The sequence below is a fragment of the Desulfoprunum sp. genome (assembly GCF_053613775.1).
In genome coordinates, this window is record NZ_JBSHXH010000004.1 from 1066560 (window position 1) to 1089475 (window position 22916).

Below are 22916 nucleotides of genomic sequence, written 5' to 3' on the forward strand. Positions count from 1 at the left end.
ACTCGGTGGGCTACATCCGGGTGTACAGCTCCATCGTCCGGTCGCGGGTCATGATGTCGGCCCAGTCGGGTCCGAGGCAGTTCTGCCACAGCGGCACCAGCCCGAGGGCGGTCGTCACCATCTTCTCCATCGCCGCTGAATCGAGGCCTTTGGTCAGGTTGCGCGGCAGGGCGATATCGTGCCTGGCCATCATCTGCCGGAACTCGGCCACTCCTTCAGGATAGATCTCGTCGAGATAGTCGAAGGCGATGCAGCAGCCGATGCCATGGTGGATGCCGAGGACATAGGACAGGCCGTACGACAGGGCATGGCAGGCCCCGACCTGGGAGTAGGCGATGCTCATGCCGCCGAAGTAGGAGGCCATCATCAGCTTGTCGTCGCGGTCGGGATGGTCCTCGAGGAAGACCTGGCGGCACAGTTCGAGCGACTTCTCGCCGTAGGCGCGGCTGAACTCGTTGATGAAGGTGCCCTGCAGCGACTCGATGTCATGGATGTAACAGTCCATGCCGGTATAGAACCACTGGTCCTTCGGCACATCGGCAACCAGCTCCGGATCGAGGAGGATCTGGTCGTAGAGGGTGAAGTCGGAGTTGATGCCGAGCTTCTTCTCCGGCCCGGTGAGGATCGCCGTGCGCGAGATCTCGGCGCCGGTGCCGGCCAGGGTCGGGACCGCGACATGATAGACGGCCGGGAATTTGATCAGATCCCAGCCCTGGTAGTCGGCCGAAGAGCCGGGGTTGTTGAGCAGCAGCGAGACCGCCTTGGCGATGTCCATCGTGCTGCCGCCGCCGATCCCGATGATCCCGACCGGTTTCTCGAAGTGGTAGGAGCGGATCTGTTTGACCAGGGCGTCGATATACCTGGTCTTCGGCTCGTCGTCGACGTTGACCCGCAGCAGCAGGTCGCGGCCCTTGAGCGGGATCCGGCCCTCCAACTCCTTACCGGTGAAGACGTCATCGATGACGTAGACAAAGTAGGCCTCGCTGCTCGTCCGCTTGTGCTTGATGACATCGTCGAGTTGGTTGAAGGCCCCGCGGCCGAAGATGATATTTGGTACTATCCTGAAATTTCTATACATTTTAACTCCGGAGTTAATCAATTGGCAATCCCGGTGGAGGATCGACCAGCCGCTCCCGCCACCTGTCAACAGTCCCCCTCTCCGTACCAGATATCGGTCCAAAACTCAAGGAGAGTTTATGCCCGCGGGAAGCGGGAATGGTTGATAACATTCCAGATATGCGTTCTTTTTCAATCGATCGCCGGTAACCGTCGCGGAGATCGGTATCTTCGCATCGCTGCAGCTTCCTCTTGACAAGCCGAACGGAACCGCTAGTGTGTCAAAAATCCGCCATTATCCATCCCTCCGGAGCAACCACAAGGAAGCCTGCATGAGCGTTCTCGATCAGGACAGCGTGTTCACCTCGCTGCAGCAAAACGGCCCCCTCGCCACCACCGACGCGGTGCTGCTCGACTCTCCGTTTTCAATTGAGACCAGGGAATGGCTGCGGCGGCTGCGGCAGAACCGGTTGAACGTCACCAAATACCGGGCCCTGCGCAGCCAGGTGTTCGAGTTTCTCAACGTCAGGGGCTTCGAACAGATCCCCGCCCTGATCAGCACCCCGCAGCTGCGCCGGGAACGCAGCCATCGGGCCTGCACCCTGCTCGGCAACATGTTCGGGGTCGAGGGCACATCACGGAAGATCGAGGCCCGGATCTACGAGTACGCCCGGACCGCCGACGCCGTGGTCAACCTGCTCAAGACCAAGATCATGGCCCCCTACTCCTCGCACATCGCCACGACCAACGAAATCGAGGTGACCAACGACCCGGTCAACCTGCTGCTGATCATGTTCGATGACCGCTACCACAAGAAGGCCCGCTTCGAAGCCCGGCGCAAACTGGTGCTGATGAACCTGGCCGGCAGCATCGACCAGCGGGAGCGCGAGACCAAGATCGAGGAGAAGTTCTCGCTGTTTCTCGACTTCCTCAACGACTACGTGTGGAGCCACCGCCAGAAGATCGGCGAACTGGAAATCGTCTATCTCCTCTCGCACCACAATTCCGAAGACTTCAGCTGCACCGAGGTAAAGGTCATCGGCAGGGAGGAGGCCGCAAAGATCGTGCCCGAGCCGTATGTCAAGCTGACGCTGCTCAAGCGCCGCCGGTTCATCGCCGGCGACCGGGAGATTCCGATCTACGTCTCGATCCGCAAGAAATCGCCGGAGGCCAAGGTCCTCAAGCTCCTCCGCAAGAACGAGAAGAACCCGGCCGTGGCGGTCGACGACGAACTCGGCCTGATGGCGGTGCTGGAGACGGTCGCCGATGTCAAGATGTTCCAGAACCGGCTGGTCCGCAGCGCCTCGAAGGCCGATTCCTTCATGGTGCTGGAGGACATCTCCGACACCCTGACCGAGACGGCGCCCTACCGGACCACCTGCACCGGATCGAGCAGCAAGACCCCGATGCTCAAATTTTTCGCCAGGCTTGGCGGCATGCGGGTCGAATTCATCATCCACACCAACCGTTCCTGGCTGAACTACATGTACCAGCAGGACGTCTCCCATGACGAGTACGAGGTCAAGCGCATCTTCGACTCGGGGGTGGCCGAACTGCTCTTCCCGAGCGATATCTTCCATCTCGATCACAGAGCGATCCGCGATGATATGATCAGGCTGTTCCGGCGGCAGATCGAACGGTAGTACCGACAAGGGCCGGGAGGGCTATTGGATCAGGACTGGGCGAGGTACCAGCGGTAGGCGTCGGCCAGCCCTTCCTTGAGGGACAATCGCGGCCGCCAGCCGAGGGCATTGATGCGGCTGGTGGACAGGAGCTTGCGCGGCGTGCCGTCCGGCTGGGCGGGGTTGTAGACCGTCTCGCCGCCAAAGCCGACCAGGGCGGCGATCAGGGCGGCGGTGTCGCGGATGGTGATGTCGCTGCCGCTGCCGATATTGAGAAACGACGGCGCCGGGGCGGCGAAGGCCTCCTGGTCCAGCCCCATGACATGGAGGCAGGCGGCGGCCATGTCGTCGACATGGAGGAATTCCCGGCGCGGCGCCCCGCTGCCCCACAGCATCACCCGCGGCCGGTCATGGACCAGGCGGGACGAGTCGGGAGCCAGCCCGATGGCCTCCCGGATATCGGCGGGGATCGCGCCGTAGCGGGCCTCGTCGCGCCGGATCGCCTCGACCGCGCCCTCGGCCGCCAGTCTGGCGAGGTGGTACTTGCGGATCATCGCCGGAATGACATGGCTGTTCTCGAGGTGATAATTATCCCCCGGACCGTAGAGGTTGGTCGGCATCACCGAGCGGTAGCAGGTGCCGTACTGGCGGTTGTAGGCCTCGCACATCTTGATCCCGGCGATCTTGGCGATGGCGTAGGGCTCGTTGGTCGGCTCGAGGATGCCGGTGAGCAGGTCCTCCTCGCGCATCGGCTGCGGCGCGAACTTGGGGTAGATGCAGGAGGAGCCGAGAAACAGCAGGCGCCTGACTCCGGCCCGCCAGGCCTCGTGGATGACGTTGGCCTCGATCATCAGGTTGGTGTGGATGAACTCGGCCGGATAGGTGCTGTTGGCATGGATACCGCCGACCCGGGCGGCGGCCAGCACCACGTAATCGATGGCCTCGCGGCGGAAGAACTGCCGCACGTCGGCCTGACTGGTGAGATCGAGCTCGGCATGGGTCCGGGTAATGATATGCGCACATCCGCATTGCTCCAGCCGGCGGACGATCGCCGCCCCGACCATGCCGCGGTGGCCGGCGACATGGATCCGCATCGACGGCGCCAGCATCGCCGATTCCTTCACCAGTTCTCCCGTCATCCAAACGCCTCCCCTGCCGCTGCCGTAATCTGCAGCCCCGTCACTCACTCGTTGTGGTTGAGCACGGTAAAACCCTCACGCCGACAGAGGTCATCACGGTTGGCTTCGTCGAGATCGGCGCGCATCATCTCCGCCACCAGCTCGGTGAAACCGGTGGTCGGCACCCAGCCCAGTTTTTCCCTGGCCTTGCTCGGGTCACCGAGCAGGGTCTCGACCTCGGTCGGCCGGAAATAGCGGGGATCAACCCGCACCACGACACTGCCCGGGCGCAGACCGGGAGCGGCACAGGTCGGCGGCAGATTGTCGATGATGCCGATCTCCTCGACGCCCTCCCCCCGCCAGTGCAGGGTTATACCAAGCTCGGCGGCGGCGGCGGCGACGAACTCGCGGACCGAATGCTGCTGACCGGTGGCGATCACGTAATCCTCCGGCCGCTCCTGCTGCAGCATCAGCCACTGCATCGCGACGTAGTCGCGGGCATGCCCCCAATCCCGCTTGGCATTGAGGTTGCCGAGATAGAGACAGTCCTGGAAACCGAGGAAGATCCGGGCCAGGGCGCGGGTGATCTTGCGGGTGACGAAGGTCTCGCCGCGCAATGGTGACTCGTGGTTGAACAGGATGCCGTTGCAGGCGTAGATGCCGTAGGCCTCGCGATAGTTGACGACGATCCAGTAGGCGTACATCTTGGCCACCGCGTAGGGCGAGCGGGGATAGAACGGGGTCGTCTCCTTCTGCGGGGTCTCCCGCACCTTGCCGAACAGCTCCGAGGTCGAGGCCTGGTAGAAGCGGGTGGTCTGCGTCAGACCGAGGATGCGGATGGCCTCGAGCAGGCGCAGGGTGCCTAGGGCGTCGGAGTTGGCGGTGTACTCGGGCTCCTCGAACGACACCGCCACATGGGACTGGGCGGCGAGGTTGTAGATCTCGTCCGGCTTGATCTTTTCGATAATGTGGATCAGGCTCGACGAGTCGGTCAGGTCGCCATGGTGGAGGACGAAGCGGCGTTCCCCCTCGTGCGGATCCTGGTAGAGATGGTCGATGCGGGCGGTATTGAACAGCGACGACCGGCGCTTGATCCCATGAACCTGGTAGCCCTTCTGGAGCAGGAGTTCGGCCAGGTAGGCCCCGTCCTGGCCGGTGATCCCGGTGATCAATGCTTTTTTCATGATATTCTGCCCTTTCTGGTCTGCAGCGATGAAATTTGAGCCATCGCCTCAGACGAGGGTCCGGATAAAGGCCTGCAGGCTATCGCGCATCTCCGGCCGTTCGAGGGCGAAGGCGAGGTTGGCCATCTGGAAGCCGGCCTTGTCGCCGCAGTCGAAGCGGACGCCCTGGAATTTGAAGGCGAAGATCGGCTGGGTGTGCAGCAGCTGCGACATCGCGTCGGTGAGCTGGATCTCGCCGCCCGCACCCTTGCGATGCCCGCCGAGGATGCTGAAGATCTGCGGCGTCAGGATATAGCGGCCAATGGCGGCGATATTCGACGGGGCCTGGTCGGCCGGCGGTTTCTCCACCATCCGCTGCACCCGCATCGTGCCGTTGACCGCCTCTTCGGTCTCGAGGATGCCGTACTTCGACGTCTCCTCCTGCGGCACCTCGATCACCGCCACCATCGAGGCCCGCAGGCGATCGAACTCCTGGACCATCTGGTGCAGGACCGGAACGTCGCTCTGGATCAGGTCGTCGGCCAGCAGGACGGCGAAGGGCTCGTCGCCGACGATATCCCGGGCGCACCAGATGGCGTGGCCGAGACCGAGCGGTTCGCTCTGGCGGGTGTAGATGATGGTGCCCGAATTCGGCACAATCGACTCGATGACCTGCAGCAGTTCTATCTTGTTTCGCTGCTTCAGAGTCTCCTCCAGCTGAAAGGACCGATCGAAATGATCCTCGAGGGCGCTCTTGCCGCTGCCGGTGACGAAGATGATCTGCTCGATGCCGGAGGCCAGGGCCTCTTCCACCGCATATTGGATCAGAGGTTTGTCGACCACCGGCAGCATCTCTTTGGGCATGGCCTTGGTTGCGGGCAGGAAGCGGGTGCCGAGACCGGCCACCGGGAAGACGGCTTTACGTATTTTCATGGTTGTCACTGATAAGGTTTGGGTACGGGGTTTAGCGATTGATCCATCAGACAATGCGGATCCACTATATTGGAAAACCCCGGAAATGTAAACCGCCCTGGCCTGGATTTTCCGTTTATCCCGTTCCTTTGCGAATGGTCGGCAATCGGCCTTTCCCCGTCGTACGGTTAGGATCACATTGGGCTTGACAGCCTGAGCCAAAGTTTTTATCGTAATTCAACGATAAGTGATGATCACCCACAGCCTGCTCCCCTGACCTCACCGGAATCATAATGATGGAATCCGATCTTACAGCACTCGACGCCGCCCGGATGTGCAAGGCCCTCGGTCATCCCGCCCGAATCGGGATTCTCAGGCAGTTGCTGCGCGAGGAACGCTGCATCTGCGGCCGGATCGTCGAGGTGCTGCCGCTCGCCCAGTCGACGGTCAGCCAGCACCTGAAGGTGCTGAAGGATGCCGGACTGATCAGCGGCGAGGTCGAAGGCCCCAGGACCTGCTACTGTGCCGACCGGCAACGGCTGGCCGCCCTGGCGGCAGCGCTGTCGGCGATGCTTTCCCCCTGTCGGGAAGAACAGCGATGAAACCCGAACTCCAACACGATATGAATCTGCAGCCCTTTCCCACCCTGCCCATGGCCTCCCCCCTGGCGCCGCCGGCCGATCACGGTGATGCCGCCCCCTGCTGAGGCCCGAAACCCGATCCCCGGTCAGGGGTCCACGAGCGTCCCGGTTACCGGATCGTTCCCTATGTCACCGATTTCATCGACACGGCGGCCGGTCCGGTGCCGCTGGTCGACACGGCCCTCGCCTGGCGCGACAACCTCGGCACCATCGGCGCCAGGAGCGGTTTTTGTCGCAGCAATTACCGAGCGATACCAGGCTTGTACGGTGTCGGCCAGCCAGGCCCGGATTCGCCGGTCCTCGTCACCGCCAACTACAAGCTGAGCTTCGACGCCCTGCGGCGTCAACTGCCCGGCATCGATGCCTGGATCCTCGTCGTCGACACCCGCGGCATCAACGTCTGGTGCGCCGCCGGCAAGAAGACTTTCTCGACCGCAGAGGTGGCCTACCAGGTAAAGATCAGCCGACTGGCCGAAATCGTCCGCCACCGCCAGCTCATCCTGCCGCAGCTGGCCGCAGTGGGGGTGGCCGCCGGCAGATTGCGTAAGGCCTGCGGCTTCGACGGCGTCTTCGGCCCGATCCGGGCCCAGGACCTTCCCGCCTACCTTCACCGGGGCCGGCAGGCCGACGAGACGATGCGCACGGTGACCTTCGGGGCCGGCGAGCGGGCGGTGCTGATCCCGGTTGAAATCTGTCTGCTGTGGAAGCCGTTCCTTGCGGCAACGGTGGTCCTCGTCCTGATCTCCGGCATCGGCCCGGATATCTATTCCCTGAGCGCCGCCGGGGTCAGGGGGATCCAGGCGATTACCGCCTCCCTGCTGGCGGTGCTGGCCGGGGCGGTTCTCACCCCGCTCCTGCTGCCCTGGATCCCCGGCCGCCAGTTCTGGCTCAAGGGGGCGCTGGTCGGCGGTTTGACCGCTATGGCCGCCCTGCTGCCGACCACCTGGGCTGCCGACCTGCCCGCCGCAACCGCCCTCGTGCTGTGGGCCGCCAGCGTCGCTTCCTACCTGGCGATGAACTTCACCGGTTCCACCCCCTACACCTCGCTCTCGGGGGTTGGCCTGGAAATGCGCCGGGGCCTCGTCTTCCAGCTCGGCGGCACGACGCTTGCCCTGGGGCTGTGGATCTGGAGCGCCTTTGCCTGATGAGGAGACTGCAATGAAGGATTTTCGCTATATCGATGGCGCCGCCATCCTCCGGCTCGACCGAGAGACATGCATCGGCTGCGGCAACTGTGTCACCGTCTGTCCCCACCGCATTTTCCGGCTCGAAGAGCACAAGGCGGCCATCGTCGACCCCGACGGCTGCATGGAATGCGGCGCCTGCGCCACCAATTGCCCGGTCGAGGCCATCTTCGTCAACCCCGATGACGGCTGCGGCTGCGCCGCCCTGATCATCAACCGGTGGCTGTCGAGGATCACCGGCAAATCCGTCTCCGGCTGCAACTGCTGATCCCGATCCCTGGTTTCCGCCGTCGACCGGTGCCGGCCATTGCCGCCAGATGCGGCCGGCTGCGCCTCATCGGCGCCCGCCGGCGACAAAATGACCACGGCACCGGTATCTGCTTACCTTTTTGCGCCATAACCACTACAATGGCTCTATGAGGGGGCTGCCCCGACGCCGGCAGACCCCTGTCCCCCATTCGCCGTACTGCAGATTCCCAGCCCAGCGCTGATCGGTTGCCGACGATGAATGCATCCGGTACGACACCGCAGACCGTCCTTCTGGCAGGACTCCTGCCGCAGGAGACGGCGCTGATCAGAAGACTGATCGCCTCCTTCGAGCTCGAGGCCCTGTCCATCGACATCGCCGATCTCCATCGCGCCGAGTCGCCGATTGCGGAGAAGGATATCTGCCTCGCCCTCTTTCATGTCGCTGCCGCAGCCAGACGGCAGGAACGCGAAATCCGTCTTCTCGCCGAACTGCTCCCCCGGCCGGTGCCGCTGATCGTCCTGGTGCCGCCGGCCCTGGCGAAAAAGGTCCCGACCTATATCGCGGCCGGGGCCGATGATTACAGCCTCCTGCCCCTCGACGAGGACAGTTTTTCGATCCGTTTCTATATCCTGCTCGAATGGGGCCAGGCCCTGCTCCAGTCACCACGGCCGACCTACCCCTGGGACGAGCACGGCCAGCAGAGTACCAAGAACCTGTGGCGCCGCCTGGTCGCCCGTCTGCAGGAAGGCCTGTCCTTTTTCTCCCCCGCCTCGCTCGTTCTCGATGAGGAGGACGACCGGATCTTTCACAAGTGGCGCAAGATCCGCCTGCTGGGCAGCGGCGCCTACGGCGATGTCTGGCTGGTGCAGGAGGTCGGCCGCCAGGAACTCGCCGCCGCCAAGATCCCGCACACGGCCAGGATGAACGTCCGCACCCTGCGCTCCGCCGCCATCCTCAAGCGGTTGATCCACCATCCCAACATCGCCGGCCTGGTCGAGGTGGTGAAGGAGGAGGGGATGTACATCCTGATCCAGGAATACGTCGACGGCGAGTCCCTCGACCGGCGGCTGGAAAAGGGCCTGACCGCCGCCGCCAAGGAGTCGCTCTTCCTCCAGTTGCTGGCGGTGGCGGCCTATTCGCACCAGCACCGGATCATGCACCGGGATATCAAACCGGAGAACATCCTCGTCACCGCCGACGGCCGGCTGAAGCTCCTCGATTTCGGCATCGCCCGGGATCTGGCCTGGGAAAAGGCCGATGCCGCCTCGGGGGGGACCCTCAACTTCATGGCCCCGGAACAGTTCGAGGGGAAAAGCTGCCTGGCCAGCGACGTCTGGGCCATCGGTGTCATCCTCTATGTCCTGGCGACCGGCTGTTATCCCCTGTTCCATCAGGAAAATCCGTACCCCGCAGATATCGACTCGGCATGCAGGGTCCCCGACCCGCACGAGATCGACCCCCGCATTCCAGCCGCGCTCGAGCGGATCATCATGCGCTGCCTGGCCCCATCGCTGGACCGCCGCTACGCCGATGCGGTCGAACTGCGGCAGGACCTCCTCAGATCGCTACCGGGGTTCGGCAATGGTCTGTATCTGCCGGAACAGAGCAAGGTGGAAGAACTTCAGACCTGACGAGAGCGCTCAGGTCCCGGTCAACAGGCGTTCGGCAAAGACCTCCGGCAGCCCGGCCGCCCTGATCTTCCGGGAGGCGGTGACCTGATCGTATTCAACCCGGATGAATTCCACACCCTTCTTGATGCTGTCATAGATCAGGTACGAGGCACGCGGATCGCCGTCCCGCGGCTGGCCGACACTGCCGCAGTTGAATATCTGCCGGTTGAGTTCGGCCGCCGGTACGATCGTCCCGTTGCGGGGGTGACGCAGGTAGACGCAGAAGAAGTTGCGCCGCGTGATCGCCATCGCCACATGGGTGTGGCCGACAAAGAGCATCTTCGCCCGGCTCCGGGCGAAGGAGCGGGAGATATGCGATTTATCGGCGACGTAGTACCATTCCAGCGGCCTGTAGGGGTTGGCGTGGCAGAACAGGGCATCGCCCCAGTTGCGGGAGACCTCGAGGGACTGGAGGAAGTACAGGCTGTCGGCCGTCAGCTGCCGTTTCGTCCATTCGATGACCCGGCGGGCATCCCGACGCATGCTGGAGGCGACGCCGACGACCGCGTGGTCATGGTTGCCGAGGATGAACTCGATATTCGGCAGGGAGCGGACTCGGACAACGCAGGCCTCGGGATCGGCGCCGTAGCCGACGATGTCGCCCAGGCATATGTAACGGTCAACCCTCCGGGTCTCGGCATCGGCGCAGAATGCCTCCAACGCCTCCAGGTTGGCATGGATATCTGAAAAAACGGCTAAACGCATCGCTCTTTTCCTCGGAGACAGGTCCGTGTGGGTATCGTCCGCCCGCCCTCTCGTCGCCTCGTCCCGCGACCGCGGCGCGATCGCTCGCAGTCGCCTCCTCTTCGTATGGTATCCCGAGGAGTCGGAAACAGCAAACAGATATCCGGCGCCGGTCGTCAAGCTGAAAAAGGTCCTGCCGTTCCCGGCTGTCGGGGACACTCTTTCTTTCACTTCAGCCGGCAAATGTGGTATCCTGCACTCCGTCGATTCAACCGTTCAGCTCAGGCAGACGCCGCTGATAAAACCGCCAACCCCTCCGGCTGTCCAACCGTTGCCGGGGCCATGAGGAAGATTATGCCGACTCCGCAATACTGGGCAGACAGATACGTCGAAAAACTGGCAAACGCCACCGATGCCATCAATATGATACGATCGGGGCAGAGGGTCTTTATCGGCTCGGGATGCGGCGAACCGCAGGCACTGGTCAAGACCCTCTGCGACAACTCCAACCACCTCAGCGGCCTGGAAATCGTCCGTCTGCTCGGCCAGGAAACGACCTCGCTGACCGCCATCGCCAACCGCACCAAGGATACCAGTCTCAATATCCGCTCGATCTATCTCGGTTCGACACGGGAGCCTTCCATCGCCCTGCACAAGCGGTTCATCACCCCGATGAACATGTCCGACGTCCCGGCCCTGTTCGCCACCAGGAAACTGCCGCTGAACGTCGCCCTGGTCCAGGTCTCGCCGCCGGATGACTTCGGCTGGATGAGTCTCGGCATCTCGGTCGATGTGACCCTCGCCGCCGCCCGTTCCGCCGATATCGTCATCGCCCAGGTCAACCCGCGGATGCCGAGGGTCATGGGCCAGAGCTTTCTCCATGTCAACGATGTCGACGTGATCGTCGAATGCGAGGAGGAACTGCTCTCCATTCCGACCAATCGCCAGAATTATTCCGAGGCCGCCCAGGCCATCGGCAGTCACATCGCCCGTCTGATCGAGGACGGGTCGACGCTGCAGATCGGCCTCGACGCCGCCTCCCAGGCCACCGTGCAGGGGCTCGCCAGCAAGAACGACCTCGGCATCCACTCGCAGTTCCTGACCGACGACATCATGCATCTCTATGCCGTCGGCAATATCAATAACCGCAAGAAGGGGCTCAACGAGGGCAAGATGGTCGCATCGATGGCGATCGGCAGCCGCAATCTCTACGAGTTCCTCAACGACAATCCGGCGGTGGATTTCCATCCCTCCGACTATGTCAACGACCCGTTCATCATCGCCCAGCATCACCGGATGGTGTCGATGAACGTCGCCCGGACCATGGACCTGACCGGGCAGGTGGCGGCGGAGGCCTCGGCCGTCACCCGTTTCGCCGGCGTCTCCGGCATCCCGGATTTTGTCCGGGGCGCCCGCCGCTCGCCGGGCGGCAAATCGATCCTGATGATCTTCTCCACCGAGGAGACGTCGAACGGGCTCCGCTCCAATATCATCCCCACCTTCGATCGCGTCGTGGTGGTACCGCGCGGCGATGTCCATTATGTCGTCTCGGAGTACGGCGCGGTCAATCTCTTCGGCAAGAGCCTGCAGGAACGGGCGATCGCGATGATCAGCATCGCCCACCCCGATTTCCGTGAGGAACTGTTTGCCGCCGCCAAGGAACAGGGCCTGATCGGCAGCGAGAGGACCCTCGGCGAGGCGGTCAAGGCGATCTATCCGGTCCGGCTGGAGGAGACGATCGAGATCGACGGCCGGCAGGTCATTATCCGCCCGGCGAAACCAGTGGACGAACGGCGGATCCAGGAGCATTTCTACAACCTGCCGAAGGAAGATGTCTTCTCCCGCTTCTTCCACCAGAAAACGATCTTCGGCCGGTCCGACGTCGAATCGCGGTCGAATGTCGATTATGTCCATGACCTGACCCTGGTCGCGGTGGTGGGCGAATTCGGGTTCGGCAAGATCGTCGGCGTCGCCGAATGCATGATGCTCAAGGATTCGAACATGACCGAAGTGGCCTTTTCGGTCAGCCCCGAGTTCCAGGGCAAGGGGATGGGCAAGATCTTCCTCAAGAAGCTGGCCGCGGCCAGCCGGGAGAACGGCGTGCGCGGCCTGATCGCCTATACCATCCCCAGCAACACCGGCATGATCCGCCTGTTCAAGACCCTTCCCTACAAGGTCAAGACCCATTACGAAGACGGCGATCTCGTCCTCAGCTGCCTGTTCGACGAACTCGCCTGAACCTCCTGCCGCTGATGATCACCTGCCGGCCGGTCTTCAGCGCCGCATCAGATGGGCGACGGCCTTATCGAGACCGTCGAGGGACAGTTCGAACATCGGCAGGATCGCCCTGATCAGCTCGATGGTCCGGGTGAACTGCCAGTCGCGTTGCGGAATCGGATTGAGCCATACCGCATGGGGAAAGGTGGCGGCCATCAGCCGCAACCGTTCGATGCTGGGTCGGCCGCTGCGTTCGAAGGCATGGATCGATCCATCCGCCGCCAGCAGTTCGTAGGGGGCCATCGAGGCATCGCCGATGATGATCAGGCGGCTCTCCGGGTCACGGCGGATCAGGTCGTCGACCGCCACCGGCCGTCGCGACCGCGACGCATCCTCCCACAGCTGATCATAGATGGTGTTGTGGAAATAGAGGGTGGTCAGTTCCTTGAACTGGGTCCGGGCCAAGGCGAACAGCGCCTGGACGACATCGACGTAGGGCTCCATCGACCAGCCGCCGTTGTCGATGGCGAGGATGATCTTGAGACGGTCGACGGTCGCCCGCTCGAACACCAGTTCGATCTCGCCGCCGTTTTTGATGGTCTGGTAGATGCTGTCGTCGACGTTGATCCGGTCCCGCACCCCCTGCGGCACCAGATGTCTGAGCCGTTTCAGTCCCTCGCCCAGCGACCGCCGCGACAGCGGGCCGTCGGTCGAATAATCGCGGTAACGCCGTTCCCCCGCCACCTTGACCGCCGAACGGTTCATCGACTCGCCGCCGACCCGCATGCCGCCGGGATGATAGCCCGAATGCCCGACCGGCGAGGTGCCGCCGGTGCCGATCCACTTCGATCCGCCTTCATGCCGTTCCTTCTGATCCTGCAGCCGCTTCTTGAAATAGGCGAGCACCTCCTCCGGCGACATCGACGCCAGCTTCTTCTCGTCCAGGCCCAGGGCATGGGCCAGCCGCTTCGGGTTGTTCAGCCATTCGTCGAGCAGGCCGGCGGCAACGAGGTCGAATTCGGCCTCGCCGGCCTGGGCCAGATCGGCCCCCTCGAAGGTGTGGGCGAAGACCTGGTCGTAGAGGTCGAAGTGTTTTTCGCTCTTGACGAGGATGGCCCGGGCGGCGGTGTAGAAATCGTCGAGCGAGTTGACCAGCCCCTCGCCCATCGCCCGCTGCAGCAGCAGGAACGAGGTGGGGCTGACCGGGATGCCGACGTCGCGGAGGGTATAGAAGAATTGAATGAACACCGGCCTCAGCTCCCGCTCAGCGGAAGAAGCCCCGCTTCATGATCAGGTTGGCGGACTTCAGGTAATCGCCGCTTTTCTTGAACAGGACGCCGAGGTACGGGATCTCCCGGTCGAGCGCCTCGCCGCGGCGGAAATCGGGGTCGGCCTGCAGGGCCCTGATCCAGTTGAGCAGTTCCCTGGTCGCCGGCTTCTTTTCGAGCCCGTCGATGCTGCGGAGTTCGTAGAAAGTGCGGATCGCGCTCTCCGCCAGCTTCTCCGGGATATCAGGGAAATGAGTATCGATGATGCGACGCATCATCTTCGGCTCGGGGAAGGCGATATGATGGAAATTGCAGCGGCCGAGGAACGGGTCGGACAGATCCTTCTTGGCGTTCGAGGTGATGATGATCACCGGCCGATGCCGGGCTTTGACCATTTCATCGGTCTCGATGATATCGAACTGCATCTGGTCGAGGACATCGAGCATGTCGTCCTGGAACTCGGTCTCGGCCTTGTCGATTTCATCGATCAGCAGGACGGTCCGCTTCTCGGCGGTGAAGGCCTGACCGATCCGCCCCATCCGGATGTACTCGCTGATGTCGCTCACATCCCGGCGTGAGTCGCCGAACCGGCTGTCGTTCAGCCTGGTCAGGGTATCGTACTGGTACAGGGCCTCGACCAGCTTCATGTTTGATTTGACGTTGAGAATGATCAACGGCATGCCGAGGGTCTCGGCGATCGCGTGGGCCAGCATGGTCTTGCCGGTGCCCGGTTCTCCCTTGAGCAGCAGGGGCATCTCCAGGGCCATGGAGATATTGACGATCTTGGCCAGTTCCTCGTCGAGCACATAACGGCTCGACCCGGTGAATCGATTGAGTTCCATTCCGTTCCTTTTCAAGATGTATGAAGATTTTCGCCGTGCGTATCCCACACTACAAAAAAACCCCCTCCCGTGTCAACAGGAGAGGGTTGTTGTCAGCCCGAACAAGGGCGATGCGATCAGCCGGCAGCGGCGAGGTAATGCTCGTTCACCTTCTCCCAGTTGATGACGTCGAAGAAGGCGGCGATATAGTCCGGCCGGCGGTTCTGGTAGAGCAGGTAGTAGGCATGCTCCCACACGTCGAGTCCGAGCACCGGGATCTTGCCGAGCATGATCGGGCTGTCCTGGTTGGGAGTGGCGACGATCTCCAGCTTGCGCTTGTCGACAGTCAGCCAGGCCCAGCCGCTGCCGAACACCTTGGTGGCCGCCGTGGTGAATTTCTCCCTGAAGATGTCGAAACTGCCGAACTCGGCCTTGATGGCCTCGGCTATCGGCCCGGCCAGGGCAACATCCTTTTTCAGGAGGGGCCAGAAGAAACTGTGGTTGGCATGACCGCCGCCGTGGTTGCGGACGATGGTGCGGATATCCTCCGGGATCTCGTTGAGGTTGCGGAGCAGCTGGTCGACGCTCATCCTTTCGAATGGTGCCTTCTCCTTGATCGCGGCGTTGAGGTTGGTGATATAGGCCTGATGATGCTTGGTATGATGGATCTCCATCGTCCGCGCATCGATGTAGGGTTCGAGAGCATCGTAGGCGTACGGGAGTTCCGGTAATATATGGCTCATGGAATACCTCCTTGATCTGTGCTGACGGCGGTCCTGGAAAATATCCAGGCCTCGGCCGGTTGGTGGTGGATACAACGAAATGAGGCGCCGGAAGATCAGTGAAGGATCAAGCAAAAACCGTATTTGCTGCAGAGGTGCAATCGATGGCTCTTGACCATCCTCGTGTTCCGGCCTCATATCTTTTTAGAATACGCTAACTATCGAGCTGACTGGAGTCAATCGGCGAAGGCCGAGAAATTTGTGATTGCGGCGGCCCGGAACGATGGAAGATTGGGTGGCGGGTGGCGCCGAAAGGGAGACGGGGGGAGATAGTCAGGGGGGCGGATCGGGACGCCGCCCCCGGTCAAGCCGGTGATTATGGCACCAGCGGATGCCGACCGATCGCCGTTTGGCCAGGCGGCCGGCGACGCGGCGATCGATGCGGCTATTCCTGTTCTTTCCAGACCCTGGCGCCCAGACCGGTGAGCTTTTCCACCAGGTTCTCGTAGCCTCTTTCGAGGTGGTAGATCCGGGAGATCTCGGTCCGTCCCGAGGCGGCAAGCCCGGCGATCACCAGCGAGGAGCTGGCCCGGAGGTCGGTCGCCATGACCTGGGCCCCGCTCAGCCCGTTCATGCCATGGCCGTTGATGACGCAGCTGTGGCCGTCGATCCGGATACCGGCCCCCATTCGCTGCAGTTCCGCCACGTGCATGAAGCGGTTCTCGAAGATGGTCTCGGTGATGACGCAGATATCGGCACTGAGGGCCATCAGGGCCATGAACTGGGCCTGGAGGTCGGTAGGATAACCCGGGAAGGGCATCGTCTTGATATCGACGCTCTTGAGCGCTCGGGGTTTCGCCTGTGGCCAGCGCACCGAGATGGTCGACTCGCCCTCGTCGACGATCAGCCCGGCCAGCCGCAGCTTTTCGAGCAGCGACGGCAGATGGGCGGGATTGCAGTGGGTGACGGTCCCTTCGCCACCGGTGGCGGCGATGGCGATGAGATAGGTGCCGGCCTCGATGCGATCGGGGATGATGTCACAGTCGGCCGGCCTCAACACGTCGACCCCATGGATCGTCAAACGGTCGGTGTTGCGCCCTTCGATCCGCGCCCCCATACCGGTGAGCATGTCGATGAGGTTGGCGATTTCCGGCTCCCGGGCGGCATTCTTCAGGATGGTGGTCCCTTCGGCCAGGACGGCGGCCATCAACAGGTTTTCGGTGCCGGTGACGGTCGGGATGTCGAAGTAGACGGTGTCACCCTGCAGCCGGCCGTCGATCTCGGCATCGACATAGCCGTGCTCGAGGCGGCAGGTCGCCCCCAGTTTTTCGAGGCCGGTGATATGGAAATTGATCGGCCGGGCGCCGATGGCGCAGCCGCCCGGCAACGATACCTTGGCCTTGCCCATCCGGGCCAGCAACGGGCCGAGGACGAGCACCGAGGCCCGCATCGTCTTGACCAGATCGTAGGGTGCCTCGGCACTGCGCAGATTGGTACTGTCGATGATGAGCACGTCCTCCTGCCGTTCATGCCGGACCCCGAGGTTTTCCATCAGCTTCAGAAAGGTCCGGGTGTCCCGCAGGTTGGGGACATTGCCGAGCCGGTGCCGGCCCGGCGCCAGCAGTGTCGCCGCGATGAGCGGCAGGGCCGCGTTCTTCGCCCCACTGATCCGTACCGTACCCCGCAGGGCGATGCCGCCCTCGACTATCAGTTTATCCATGTTCTCCCTACCTTCCGTTTTCGCTCATCGTGAGATGCAGGACCCGGTCGCGTCCCGCATAGTCCTTGAGTATCTCAACCGTTTTCAACAGCCCGTCAGGCCCGGTCGCCGGCACCAGCAGGCGCGACAATGCCGGTCCCTGCTCGGCCCCGATCTCGATGAAGACCTCGCCGCCGGGACGCATGATCGAGGGCAGCATATCCTTGATCCGGGCGATGATGTCAAGCCCGTCCTCGCCGCCGTCGAGGGCCAGCAGCGGTTCATAACCGGCCACCTCGGGGTCCAGCCCCTGGCGGATCTGGCGGCGGCTGACATAGGGCGGATTCGACACCAGCAGGGGAAATTGCCGTCCGGCGGCAAAGGCCGTCAGCAGGTCGGCCTTCACCAGGGCGACCCGGTCGTCGACCCGGTGGCGGCGGCAATTCTGTTGCGCCACCGCCAGCGCGTCGCCGGATAGATCGACGGCGACGACATCGCGTTGCAGCTCCAAGGCGAGGACCACCGCAATCGCCCCGCTGCCGCAGCAGAGATCGAGAATCCAACCGTCCGGCAGGCTCTTGCGCCGGCAGGCCGTCAGGACCTGCTCGACCAGAAACTCCGTTTCCGGCCGCGGGATCAGGACCGAAGGGTTGACGATGAAGGGCAGCGACCAGAATTCCCTTTCACCAAGGATATAGGCGACCGGTTCCCGCCGCTTCCGCCGCTCGAGATAGCGAAGGAAGACCTGCAGCGCCTCCTCCGGCACCTCCATGTCCGCTGCCAGATAGAGCTCGGTCCGGCTCTTGTGCAGACTGGCCCCGAGCAGCAGCTGGCCATCGAGATCGCCGCTGTCGATACCGGCAAGTCTCAGTTCACTCGCCGCGGTGCGGAGGAGATCGATCACACGCATGGTATCCTGTCATGGCCTGCCCGGTACGGACGAACAGGCGGAATTGCTACTGGATGGCCTTCAGCCGTTCGGCCTGGTCGTGGGCGATCAGGGGATAGATGACGTCCTCGAGTTTGCCGTTGAGGATGGCATCGAGCTTGTACAGCGTCAGGTTGATCCGGTGGTCGGTCATCCTCCCCTGGGGAAAGTTGTAGGTGCGGATCCGCTCGCTGCGATCGCCGGAGCCGACCTGGCTCTTCCGGTCCTGGGAAATCCGATCGTGGTGTTCCTGCTGCATCCGGTCGAGCAGCCGCGCCCGGAGGACGACCAGGGCCTTGGCCTTGTTCTTGTGCTGCGACTTCTCGTCCTGGCAGGTCACCACCAGACCGGTCGGCAGATGGGTGACCCGGACCGCCGAATCGGTGGTATTGACGCTCTGGCCCCCCGGACCCGAGGACCGGTAGACATCGAATTTGAGCTCGTTCATGTCGATGTTGAGTTCGACCTCGTCGGCCTCGGGCAGGATGGCCACGGTCACGGCCGAGGTATGGATCCGCCCCTGGGTCTCGGTCTCCGGCACCCGCTGCACCCGGTGGACCCCGCTCTCGTATTTGAGCTTGGAGTACACCTGATCGCCGCTGATCATCGCGATGATTTCCTTGAACCCGCCGATCCCCAGCGGGCTCGAACTCATGATCTCGACCCGCCAGCCCATCGATTCGGCAAAGCGCGAATACATCCGGAAGAGATCGGCGACAAACAGGGCCGCCTCGTCGCCGCCGGTTCCGGCACGGATCTCGAGGAAAATATTGCGATCGTCGTTGGGGTCCTTGGGCAGCAGTACCAGCTTGATCTCACGATCGATGACCTTCTCTTTTTCTTCCAGTTCCTCGATATCGGCCCGGGCGAGTTCCTTGAACTCCAGGTCTTCGTCATCGTCCTGGAGGATCGCCCGGTTGTTGGCGATATCCCTCTGCACCTGCTTCAGATCGGAATGCAGAGTGTGCAGCCGCGCCAGATGGGCATGCTCCCGCACCACCTTCTGGTATTCCTGCTGATTGCCCACCAGGTCCGGATCGGAGAGTCGACTTTCCAGGTGTTGGAGTTTTTCTTCTATGTTGTCAAATACATCGATCATGGATACGGGATATTGCTGGTATGAGGCACAAAAAGAAAAGCCCACAGTCATGGCAACGCATCACTGTGGGCTTTATCGGCTGTAATCCGCAGGTGGGGTAAACTCGTCGGCAGCAGCCTCCGGCGGACAGGATTTTATTTGCCTTTCTGTTCGAAATGCTTGGCGTAACGCTGTTTGAATTTCTCAATGCGGCCGGCAGTATCGACCAGTTTCTGCTTGCCGGTAAAAAAAGGATGACAGGCGGAGCAGATCTCCACTCTGATCTCGCCCATGGTCGATCCCAGCTCGACCTCATTCCCACAGGCGCAGACGGCTTTTATTGTATTATATTTAGGATGTATCCCATCTTTCATGACGTTTTCTTCCTCCGATTCACTTCTCTATGATCACGTTGTACATCGATTATTCTTCAGGGTAAGTAGAAGCTTTCTTTGACACAAACGAAGTATTATACCCTGTCTTCGCAAGAGTTCAAGACAAAACACTATTTGAACAGGTCGTCAGCCATTCATCGAATCAAGGAAATCCTTGTTGGTCTTCTGCGTTCTCAGTTTATCCAGGAGGAAATCCATGCAGTCGGAAGGGTTCATCGAGTTGAGCAGCTTCCGCAGGATCCAGATGCGGTTGAGCACCTCCGGCTTGAGCAGCAGGTCCTCCTTTCTCGTCCCGGACCGCTTGATATCGATGGCCGGGAAGATCCGTTTGTCGGCCATCTTGCGATCGAGGACCAGTTCCATGTTGCCGGTCCCCTTGAACTCCTCGAAGATGACTTCGTCCATGCGGCTGCCGGTCTCGACCAGGGCCGTGGCGAGGATGGTCAGACTGCCGCCCTCCTCGATATTGCGGGCGGCGCCGAAAAACCGTTTCGGCCGGTGCAGGGCGTTGGCCTCGACACCGCCGGAGAGGATCTTGCCGCTCGACGGCGTCACCGTATTATAGGCCCGGGCCAGACGGGTGATGCTGTCGAGCAGGATGACCACGTCCTTCTTGTGCTCGACCAGTCTCTTGGCCTTTTCGATGACCATCTCGGCCACCTGGATATGCCGCTGCGGCGGCTCATCGAAGGTCGAGCTGACCACCTCGGCGGTCTTGACCGATCTGGTCATCTCGGTCACTTCCTCCGGCCGTTCGTCGATCAGCAGGACGATGAGATACACCTCCTTGTGATTGCGGACGATCGAGTTGGCGATCTTCTGCATCAGCACCGTCTTGCCGGTGCGCGGCGGGGCGACGATAAGCCCCCTCTGCCCCTTGCCGATCGGGGCGAACATATCGAGCACCCGCATCGAAAAGTTGTCCGGCTGCCACTCCAGGTTGAGCTTCTCGTTGGGGTGCAGGGGGGTGAGGTTGCCGAACAGCGTCTTCTGTTTCGAGGCCTCGGGGGGATCGAAATTGATCGTTTCGACCTTGAGCAGCGCCAGGTACCTCTCTCCCTCCTTGGGCGAGCGGACCAGACCGTCGATGACATCACCGGTTCTCAGATTGAGGCGGCGGATCTGCGAGGGAGAGACATAGATGTCATCGGGACCGGGAAGGTAGTTGTAATCCGGGGCGCGGAGAAAACCAAAGCCGTCGGGGAGTATTTCAAGAACCCCACTGCCCCGCAGCTTGCCATCCTTGTCGGCCTGATCCTGGAGCAGGGCGAAGATCAATTCCTGCTTGCGCATGGAGCTGTAGCCCTCGACCTTCGCATTCCGGGCGAGTTTGACCAACTCGCCGATTTTCATCATCTTTAATTCCGCCAAATTCATTAAAACCCTTCTCCTCTAAGACGCGTGGCAGGATGGATGGACGGCAAACGAATAGCAGCGGGTCCGGAGAAAATATGAGTCAGGATCGCCATACGTCGATGATGCCGCATGTTATAATTGATAGTATTTCCCAGCAAGAATCCGTACCGTGAGCGCTCACCACCGCATCGGGGCATCATGGCCTTGGAAAACAGAGACTTCGTGTTTCTGGTAGAGGTCTGTAAGATCAAAAGAGAATGGAGTGAAGACGTATCACGGAAACAGTGATTTCACAGCGACAACGGGATTCAACCCAAACCTACCCCAGAAAGGGATTTGACCAGCAAGAGTGTAGTACTGAAGTTATACGGATCCACCAGAGAAAAGGCAGGAAGTGCACTTCGTTTCGCTTTCTCCCTTATACGTATTCAGTTCTGCGGTGTCAAGCCTTGTCTTGCCGTATCGGCAGGTTTTCCCCTTTCCTTGATTTTTTTCTCCAGCAACCGGGCAAGGCTGGAAACCTGCTGCACGGTCTGGGCCCACAGGCCGGCATTACTGATCACGTGGGTGGCCATTTCGGCCTTTTTCTCCGGCGACATCTGGGCGTCAAGTATCCTTCGGGCCGCCTCTTCGCCGATGCCGTCCCTGGCAACAATCCGTCCGACACAGACATCTTCCGGGGCATAGACGACAACCGTCGCATCAAACTCGTCCTGCCATCCAACCTCGAACAGCAGGGGGATTTCAACGACGCATCTGCCTCCCTGCCCCGCGACTGCTGCCATTTTCTGCATCAACTCCCGGCGGATGAGTGGGTGCAGGATCGTCTCGAGCTGCTTTCGCATCGCCTCATCCCGGAAAACGGCGTCACGCATGAGGCCCCTGTCGATGGACCGGTCAGGCTTGAGGTAACGTTCCCCCCATGCCGCAACGATCCCCAGCCAGCCATCGGCGTCCGGCTGCATCAGTTCATGGCAGACAAGGTCGGCGCTGAACAGGTCCGCCTGCACGGCATCGGCCAGCAGCGCCGCGACACTGCTCTTGCCGGAGCCTATCCCGCCGGTTACCGCGATCTTCACACCATCCCCTCGATTTCCATCGGAATATCTCCAAAAATCTGCCTCAAGGCCTCGACAAAATCAGGCCATATCGGTGCAACGATGTCGAGCGGGTTCCTGGTTACGGGGTGAACGAAACGCAGACGAGCGGCATGCAGCATCTGCCGGGGAAACCTGGGATCGCCGGGTCTGCCGCCATAGACGGGGTCCCCGGCCACAGGATGGCCGATATGGCTCATATGAACCCGGATCTGGTGGGTGCGCCCGGTCTCGATCGTGACGGCGAGCAGGGTGAATCGCCCCGCCGCCTCTCTCAGCACCCGCCAGTTGGTCACCGCATGGCGGCCGGAACCCTCCACCACCGCCATCTTCTGGCGATTAACCGGATGGCGGCCGATCGCTGCTACGATTCGACCGCTTTTTTCAGGCAGAATCCCATGGACGATGGCGAGATATTCCTTGTCGACCCGTCGTTCCTTGAAATCGGTGGCAAGCAACCGCAGCACCCGCTCGTCCTTGGCCACCAGCATCAAACCCGAGGTATCCTTATCGAGACGATGCACAATCCCGGGCCTGGCGTTGTCACCCACCAAGGCGATGGCACGGCAGTAGTATACCAGGCCATTGACCAGGGTGCCGCTCCGGTTGCCGCTCCCGGGATGGACCACCAATCCGGGGGGTTTCGACAGGGCCAGCAGGTATTGATCCTCAAACAGGATCTGCAGCGGTATTTTCTCGGGCTCGACCTGGAGGTCCGAAGCCTCCGTCCTGATCAACCCATGGACCCGATCGCCCTCCTTGAGCCGGTAGCTGCTCTTCCGCTCCCGGTCATTGACCTTGAGGGAGCCGGAGCGGATGGAGGCAACAAGGGTCGAACGGGAGTGATCCGGGATGGTCTGGACGAGGAAATGATCGAGTCGGATACCGACCATCCGATCGTCGACCGTGATCGATATGGGATCAGCCTCCTCCTGGCTGCGAGGCGACTGAACAGTGCTGAGACTCATTTTTTTACAGGAAACAGGTTGGCTTCCTATACAGGCGGACTGGAGCATGGAAGGCGGACGGCCTGCC

21 protein-coding genes are annotated in these 22916 nt (G+C 61.8%); 6 read left to right on the plus strand and 15 right to left on the minus strand.

Going from position 1 to position 22916, the window contains the following annotated elements:
* Positions 1-10: 10 nt before the first annotated feature.
* The gene (locus ACWGKN_RS08865; RefSeq protein WP_035230759.1) at positions 11-1078 is read right to left on the minus strand and encodes an iron-containing alcohol dehydrogenase family protein; all 1068 of its coding nucleotides are present in this window, start codon (positions 1076-1078) and stop codon (positions 11-13) included.
* Between the two features lie 310 nt (positions 1079-1388).
* Here ACWGKN_RS08865 and ACWGKN_RS08870 point away from each other — a divergent pair, with 310 nt between their 5' ends.
* Positions 1389-2699: a hypothetical protein gene (locus ACWGKN_RS08870; RefSeq protein ID WP_035230757.1), complete on the plus strand. Its 1311-nt coding sequence runs from the start codon at positions 1389-1391 to the stop codon at positions 2697-2699.
* 29 nt (positions 2700-2728) lie between these two features.
* Here the strand turns inward: ACWGKN_RS08870 and ACWGKN_RS08875 are convergent, their stop codons facing one another.
* From ACWGKN_RS08875 to galU, 3 genes are read right to left on the minus strand one after another with little or no spacing between them, the layout of a single operon-like run.
* Positions 2729-3817 carry a GDP-L-fucose synthase family protein gene (locus tag ACWGKN_RS08875; protein WP_052160106.1) on the minus strand — a complete coding sequence of 363 codons (1089 nt, stop codon included), beginning with the start codon at positions 3815-3817 and terminating at the stop codon, positions 2729-2731.
* Positions 3818-3861: 44 nt separating this feature from the next.
* On the minus strand, positions 3862-4983 hold the full coding sequence (gene gmd / locus ACWGKN_RS08880) for a GDP-mannose 4,6-dehydratase (protein WP_035230756.1): 1122 nt from the start codon (positions 4981-4983) through the stop codon (positions 3862-3864).
* Positions 4984-5028: 45 nt separating this feature from the next.
* The gene (gene galU, locus ACWGKN_RS08885) at positions 5029-5892 is read right to left on the minus strand and encodes a UTP--glucose-1-phosphate uridylyltransferase GalU (RefSeq protein ID WP_035230855.1); all 864 of its coding nucleotides are present in this window, start codon (positions 5890-5892) and stop codon (positions 5029-5031) included.
* 272 nt (positions 5893-6164) lie between these two features.
* Between galU and ACWGKN_RS08890 the strand changes: the two genes are divergently transcribed.
* The 4 genes from ACWGKN_RS08890 to ACWGKN_RS08905 all read left to right on the plus strand — a co-directional run bounded on the left by ACWGKN_RS08890 (position 6165) and on the right by ACWGKN_RS08905 (position 9577).
* Positions 6165-6473: an ArsR/SmtB family transcription factor gene (locus tag ACWGKN_RS08890; RefSeq protein WP_424255396.1), complete on the plus strand. Its 309-nt coding sequence runs from the start codon at positions 6165-6167 to the stop codon at positions 6471-6473.
* Positions 6470-7657 carry a mercury methylation corrinoid protein HgcA gene (hgcA, locus tag ACWGKN_RS08895; protein ID WP_452095069.1) on the plus strand — a complete coding sequence of 396 codons (1188 nt, stop codon included), beginning with the start codon at positions 6470-6472 and terminating at the stop codon, positions 7655-7657. Before ACWGKN_RS08890 ends, hgcA begins: the two co-directional genes overlap by 4 nt.
* A 13-nt stretch (positions 7658-7670) precedes the next feature.
* Complete coding sequence (gene hgcB / locus ACWGKN_RS08900) at positions 7671-7964, plus strand: mercury methylation ferredoxin HgcB (RefSeq protein WP_035230751.1); 294 nt, start codon at positions 7671-7673, stop codon at positions 7962-7964.
* A 236-nt stretch (positions 7965-8200) separates the two neighbouring features.
* Complete coding sequence (locus tag ACWGKN_RS08905) at positions 8201-9577, plus strand: serine/threonine-protein kinase (RefSeq protein WP_035230750.1); 1377 nt, start codon at positions 8201-8203, stop codon at positions 9575-9577.
* A gap of 9 nt (positions 9578-9586) precedes the next feature.
* On the opposite strand, the gene ACWGKN_RS08910 is transcribed toward ACWGKN_RS08905, so the two are convergent.
* On the minus strand, positions 9587-10321 hold the full coding sequence (locus ACWGKN_RS08910; protein ID WP_035230748.1) for a metallophosphoesterase family protein: 735 nt from the start codon (positions 10319-10321) through the stop codon (positions 9587-9589).
* A gap of 333 nt (positions 10322-10654) precedes the next feature.
* On the opposite strand from ACWGKN_RS08910, the gene ACWGKN_RS08915 reads away from it, so the two are divergent.
* Positions 10655-12538: a bifunctional acetyl-CoA hydrolase/transferase family protein/GNAT family N-acetyltransferase gene (locus ACWGKN_RS08915; RefSeq protein WP_035230745.1), complete on the plus strand. Its 1884-nt coding sequence runs from the start codon at positions 10655-10657 to the stop codon at positions 12536-12538.
* Positions 12539-12574: 36 nt separating this feature from the next.
* Here the strand turns inward: ACWGKN_RS08915 and ACWGKN_RS08920 are convergent, their stop codons facing one another.
* From ACWGKN_RS08920 to ACWGKN_RS08965, 10 genes are all read right to left on the minus strand, one after another.
* On the minus strand, positions 12575-13765 hold the full coding sequence (locus ACWGKN_RS08920; RefSeq protein ID WP_035230743.1) for a vWA domain-containing protein: 1191 nt from the start codon (positions 13763-13765) through the stop codon (positions 12575-12577).
* A gap of 16 nt (positions 13766-13781) precedes the next feature.
* A complete protein-coding gene (locus tag ACWGKN_RS08925; protein ID WP_035230741.1) occupies positions 13782-14627 on the minus strand; it encodes an AAA family ATPase in 846 nt (281 codons plus the stop codon).
* Between the two features lie 116 nt (positions 14628-14743).
* On the minus strand, positions 14744-15349 hold the full coding sequence (locus ACWGKN_RS08930) for a superoxide dismutase (RefSeq protein WP_035230740.1): 606 nt from the start codon (positions 15347-15349) through the stop codon (positions 14744-14746).
* A 424-nt stretch (positions 15350-15773) separates the two neighbouring features.
* On the minus strand, positions 15774-17048 hold the full coding sequence (murA, locus tag ACWGKN_RS08935) for a UDP-N-acetylglucosamine 1-carboxyvinyltransferase (RefSeq protein ID WP_035230737.1): 1275 nt from the start codon (positions 17046-17048) through the stop codon (positions 15774-15776).
* 7 nt (positions 17049-17055) lie between these two features.
* Positions 17056-17937: a peptide chain release factor N(5)-glutamine methyltransferase gene (gene prmC / locus ACWGKN_RS08940; RefSeq protein ID WP_452095070.1), complete on the minus strand. Its 882-nt coding sequence runs from the start codon at positions 17935-17937 to the stop codon at positions 17056-17058.
* 46 nt (positions 17938-17983) lie between these two features.
* Positions 17984-19054 carry a peptide chain release factor 1 gene (gene prfA / locus ACWGKN_RS08945; RefSeq protein ID WP_035230733.1) on the minus strand — a complete coding sequence of 357 codons (1071 nt, stop codon included), beginning with the start codon at positions 19052-19054 and terminating at the stop codon, positions 17984-17986.
* Between the two features lie 134 nt (positions 19055-19188).
* Positions 19189-19407 (minus strand): 50S ribosomal protein L31, encoded by a 219-nt coding sequence (gene rpmE / locus ACWGKN_RS08950; RefSeq protein ID WP_035230731.1) that lies wholly within the window; start codon positions 19405-19407, stop codon positions 19189-19191.
* A 147-nt stretch (positions 19408-19554) separates the two neighbouring features.
* Positions 19555-20805, minus strand: coding sequence for a transcription termination factor Rho (gene rho / locus ACWGKN_RS08955; protein ID WP_035230728.1), 1251 nt, complete (start codon positions 20803-20805; stop codon positions 19555-19557).
* A 407-nt stretch (positions 20806-21212) separates the two neighbouring features.
* Positions 21213-21863: a dephospho-CoA kinase gene (gene coaE / locus ACWGKN_RS08960; RefSeq protein ID WP_052160103.1), complete on the minus strand. Its 651-nt coding sequence runs from the start codon at positions 21861-21863 to the stop codon at positions 21213-21215.
* On the minus strand, positions 21860-22849 hold the full coding sequence (locus ACWGKN_RS08965; protein WP_424255385.1) for an RluA family pseudouridine synthase: 990 nt from the start codon (positions 22847-22849) through the stop codon (positions 21860-21862). The genes coaE and ACWGKN_RS08965 overlap by 4 nt, the downstream gene beginning before the upstream one ends.
* Positions 22850-22916 lie beyond the last annotated feature (67 nt).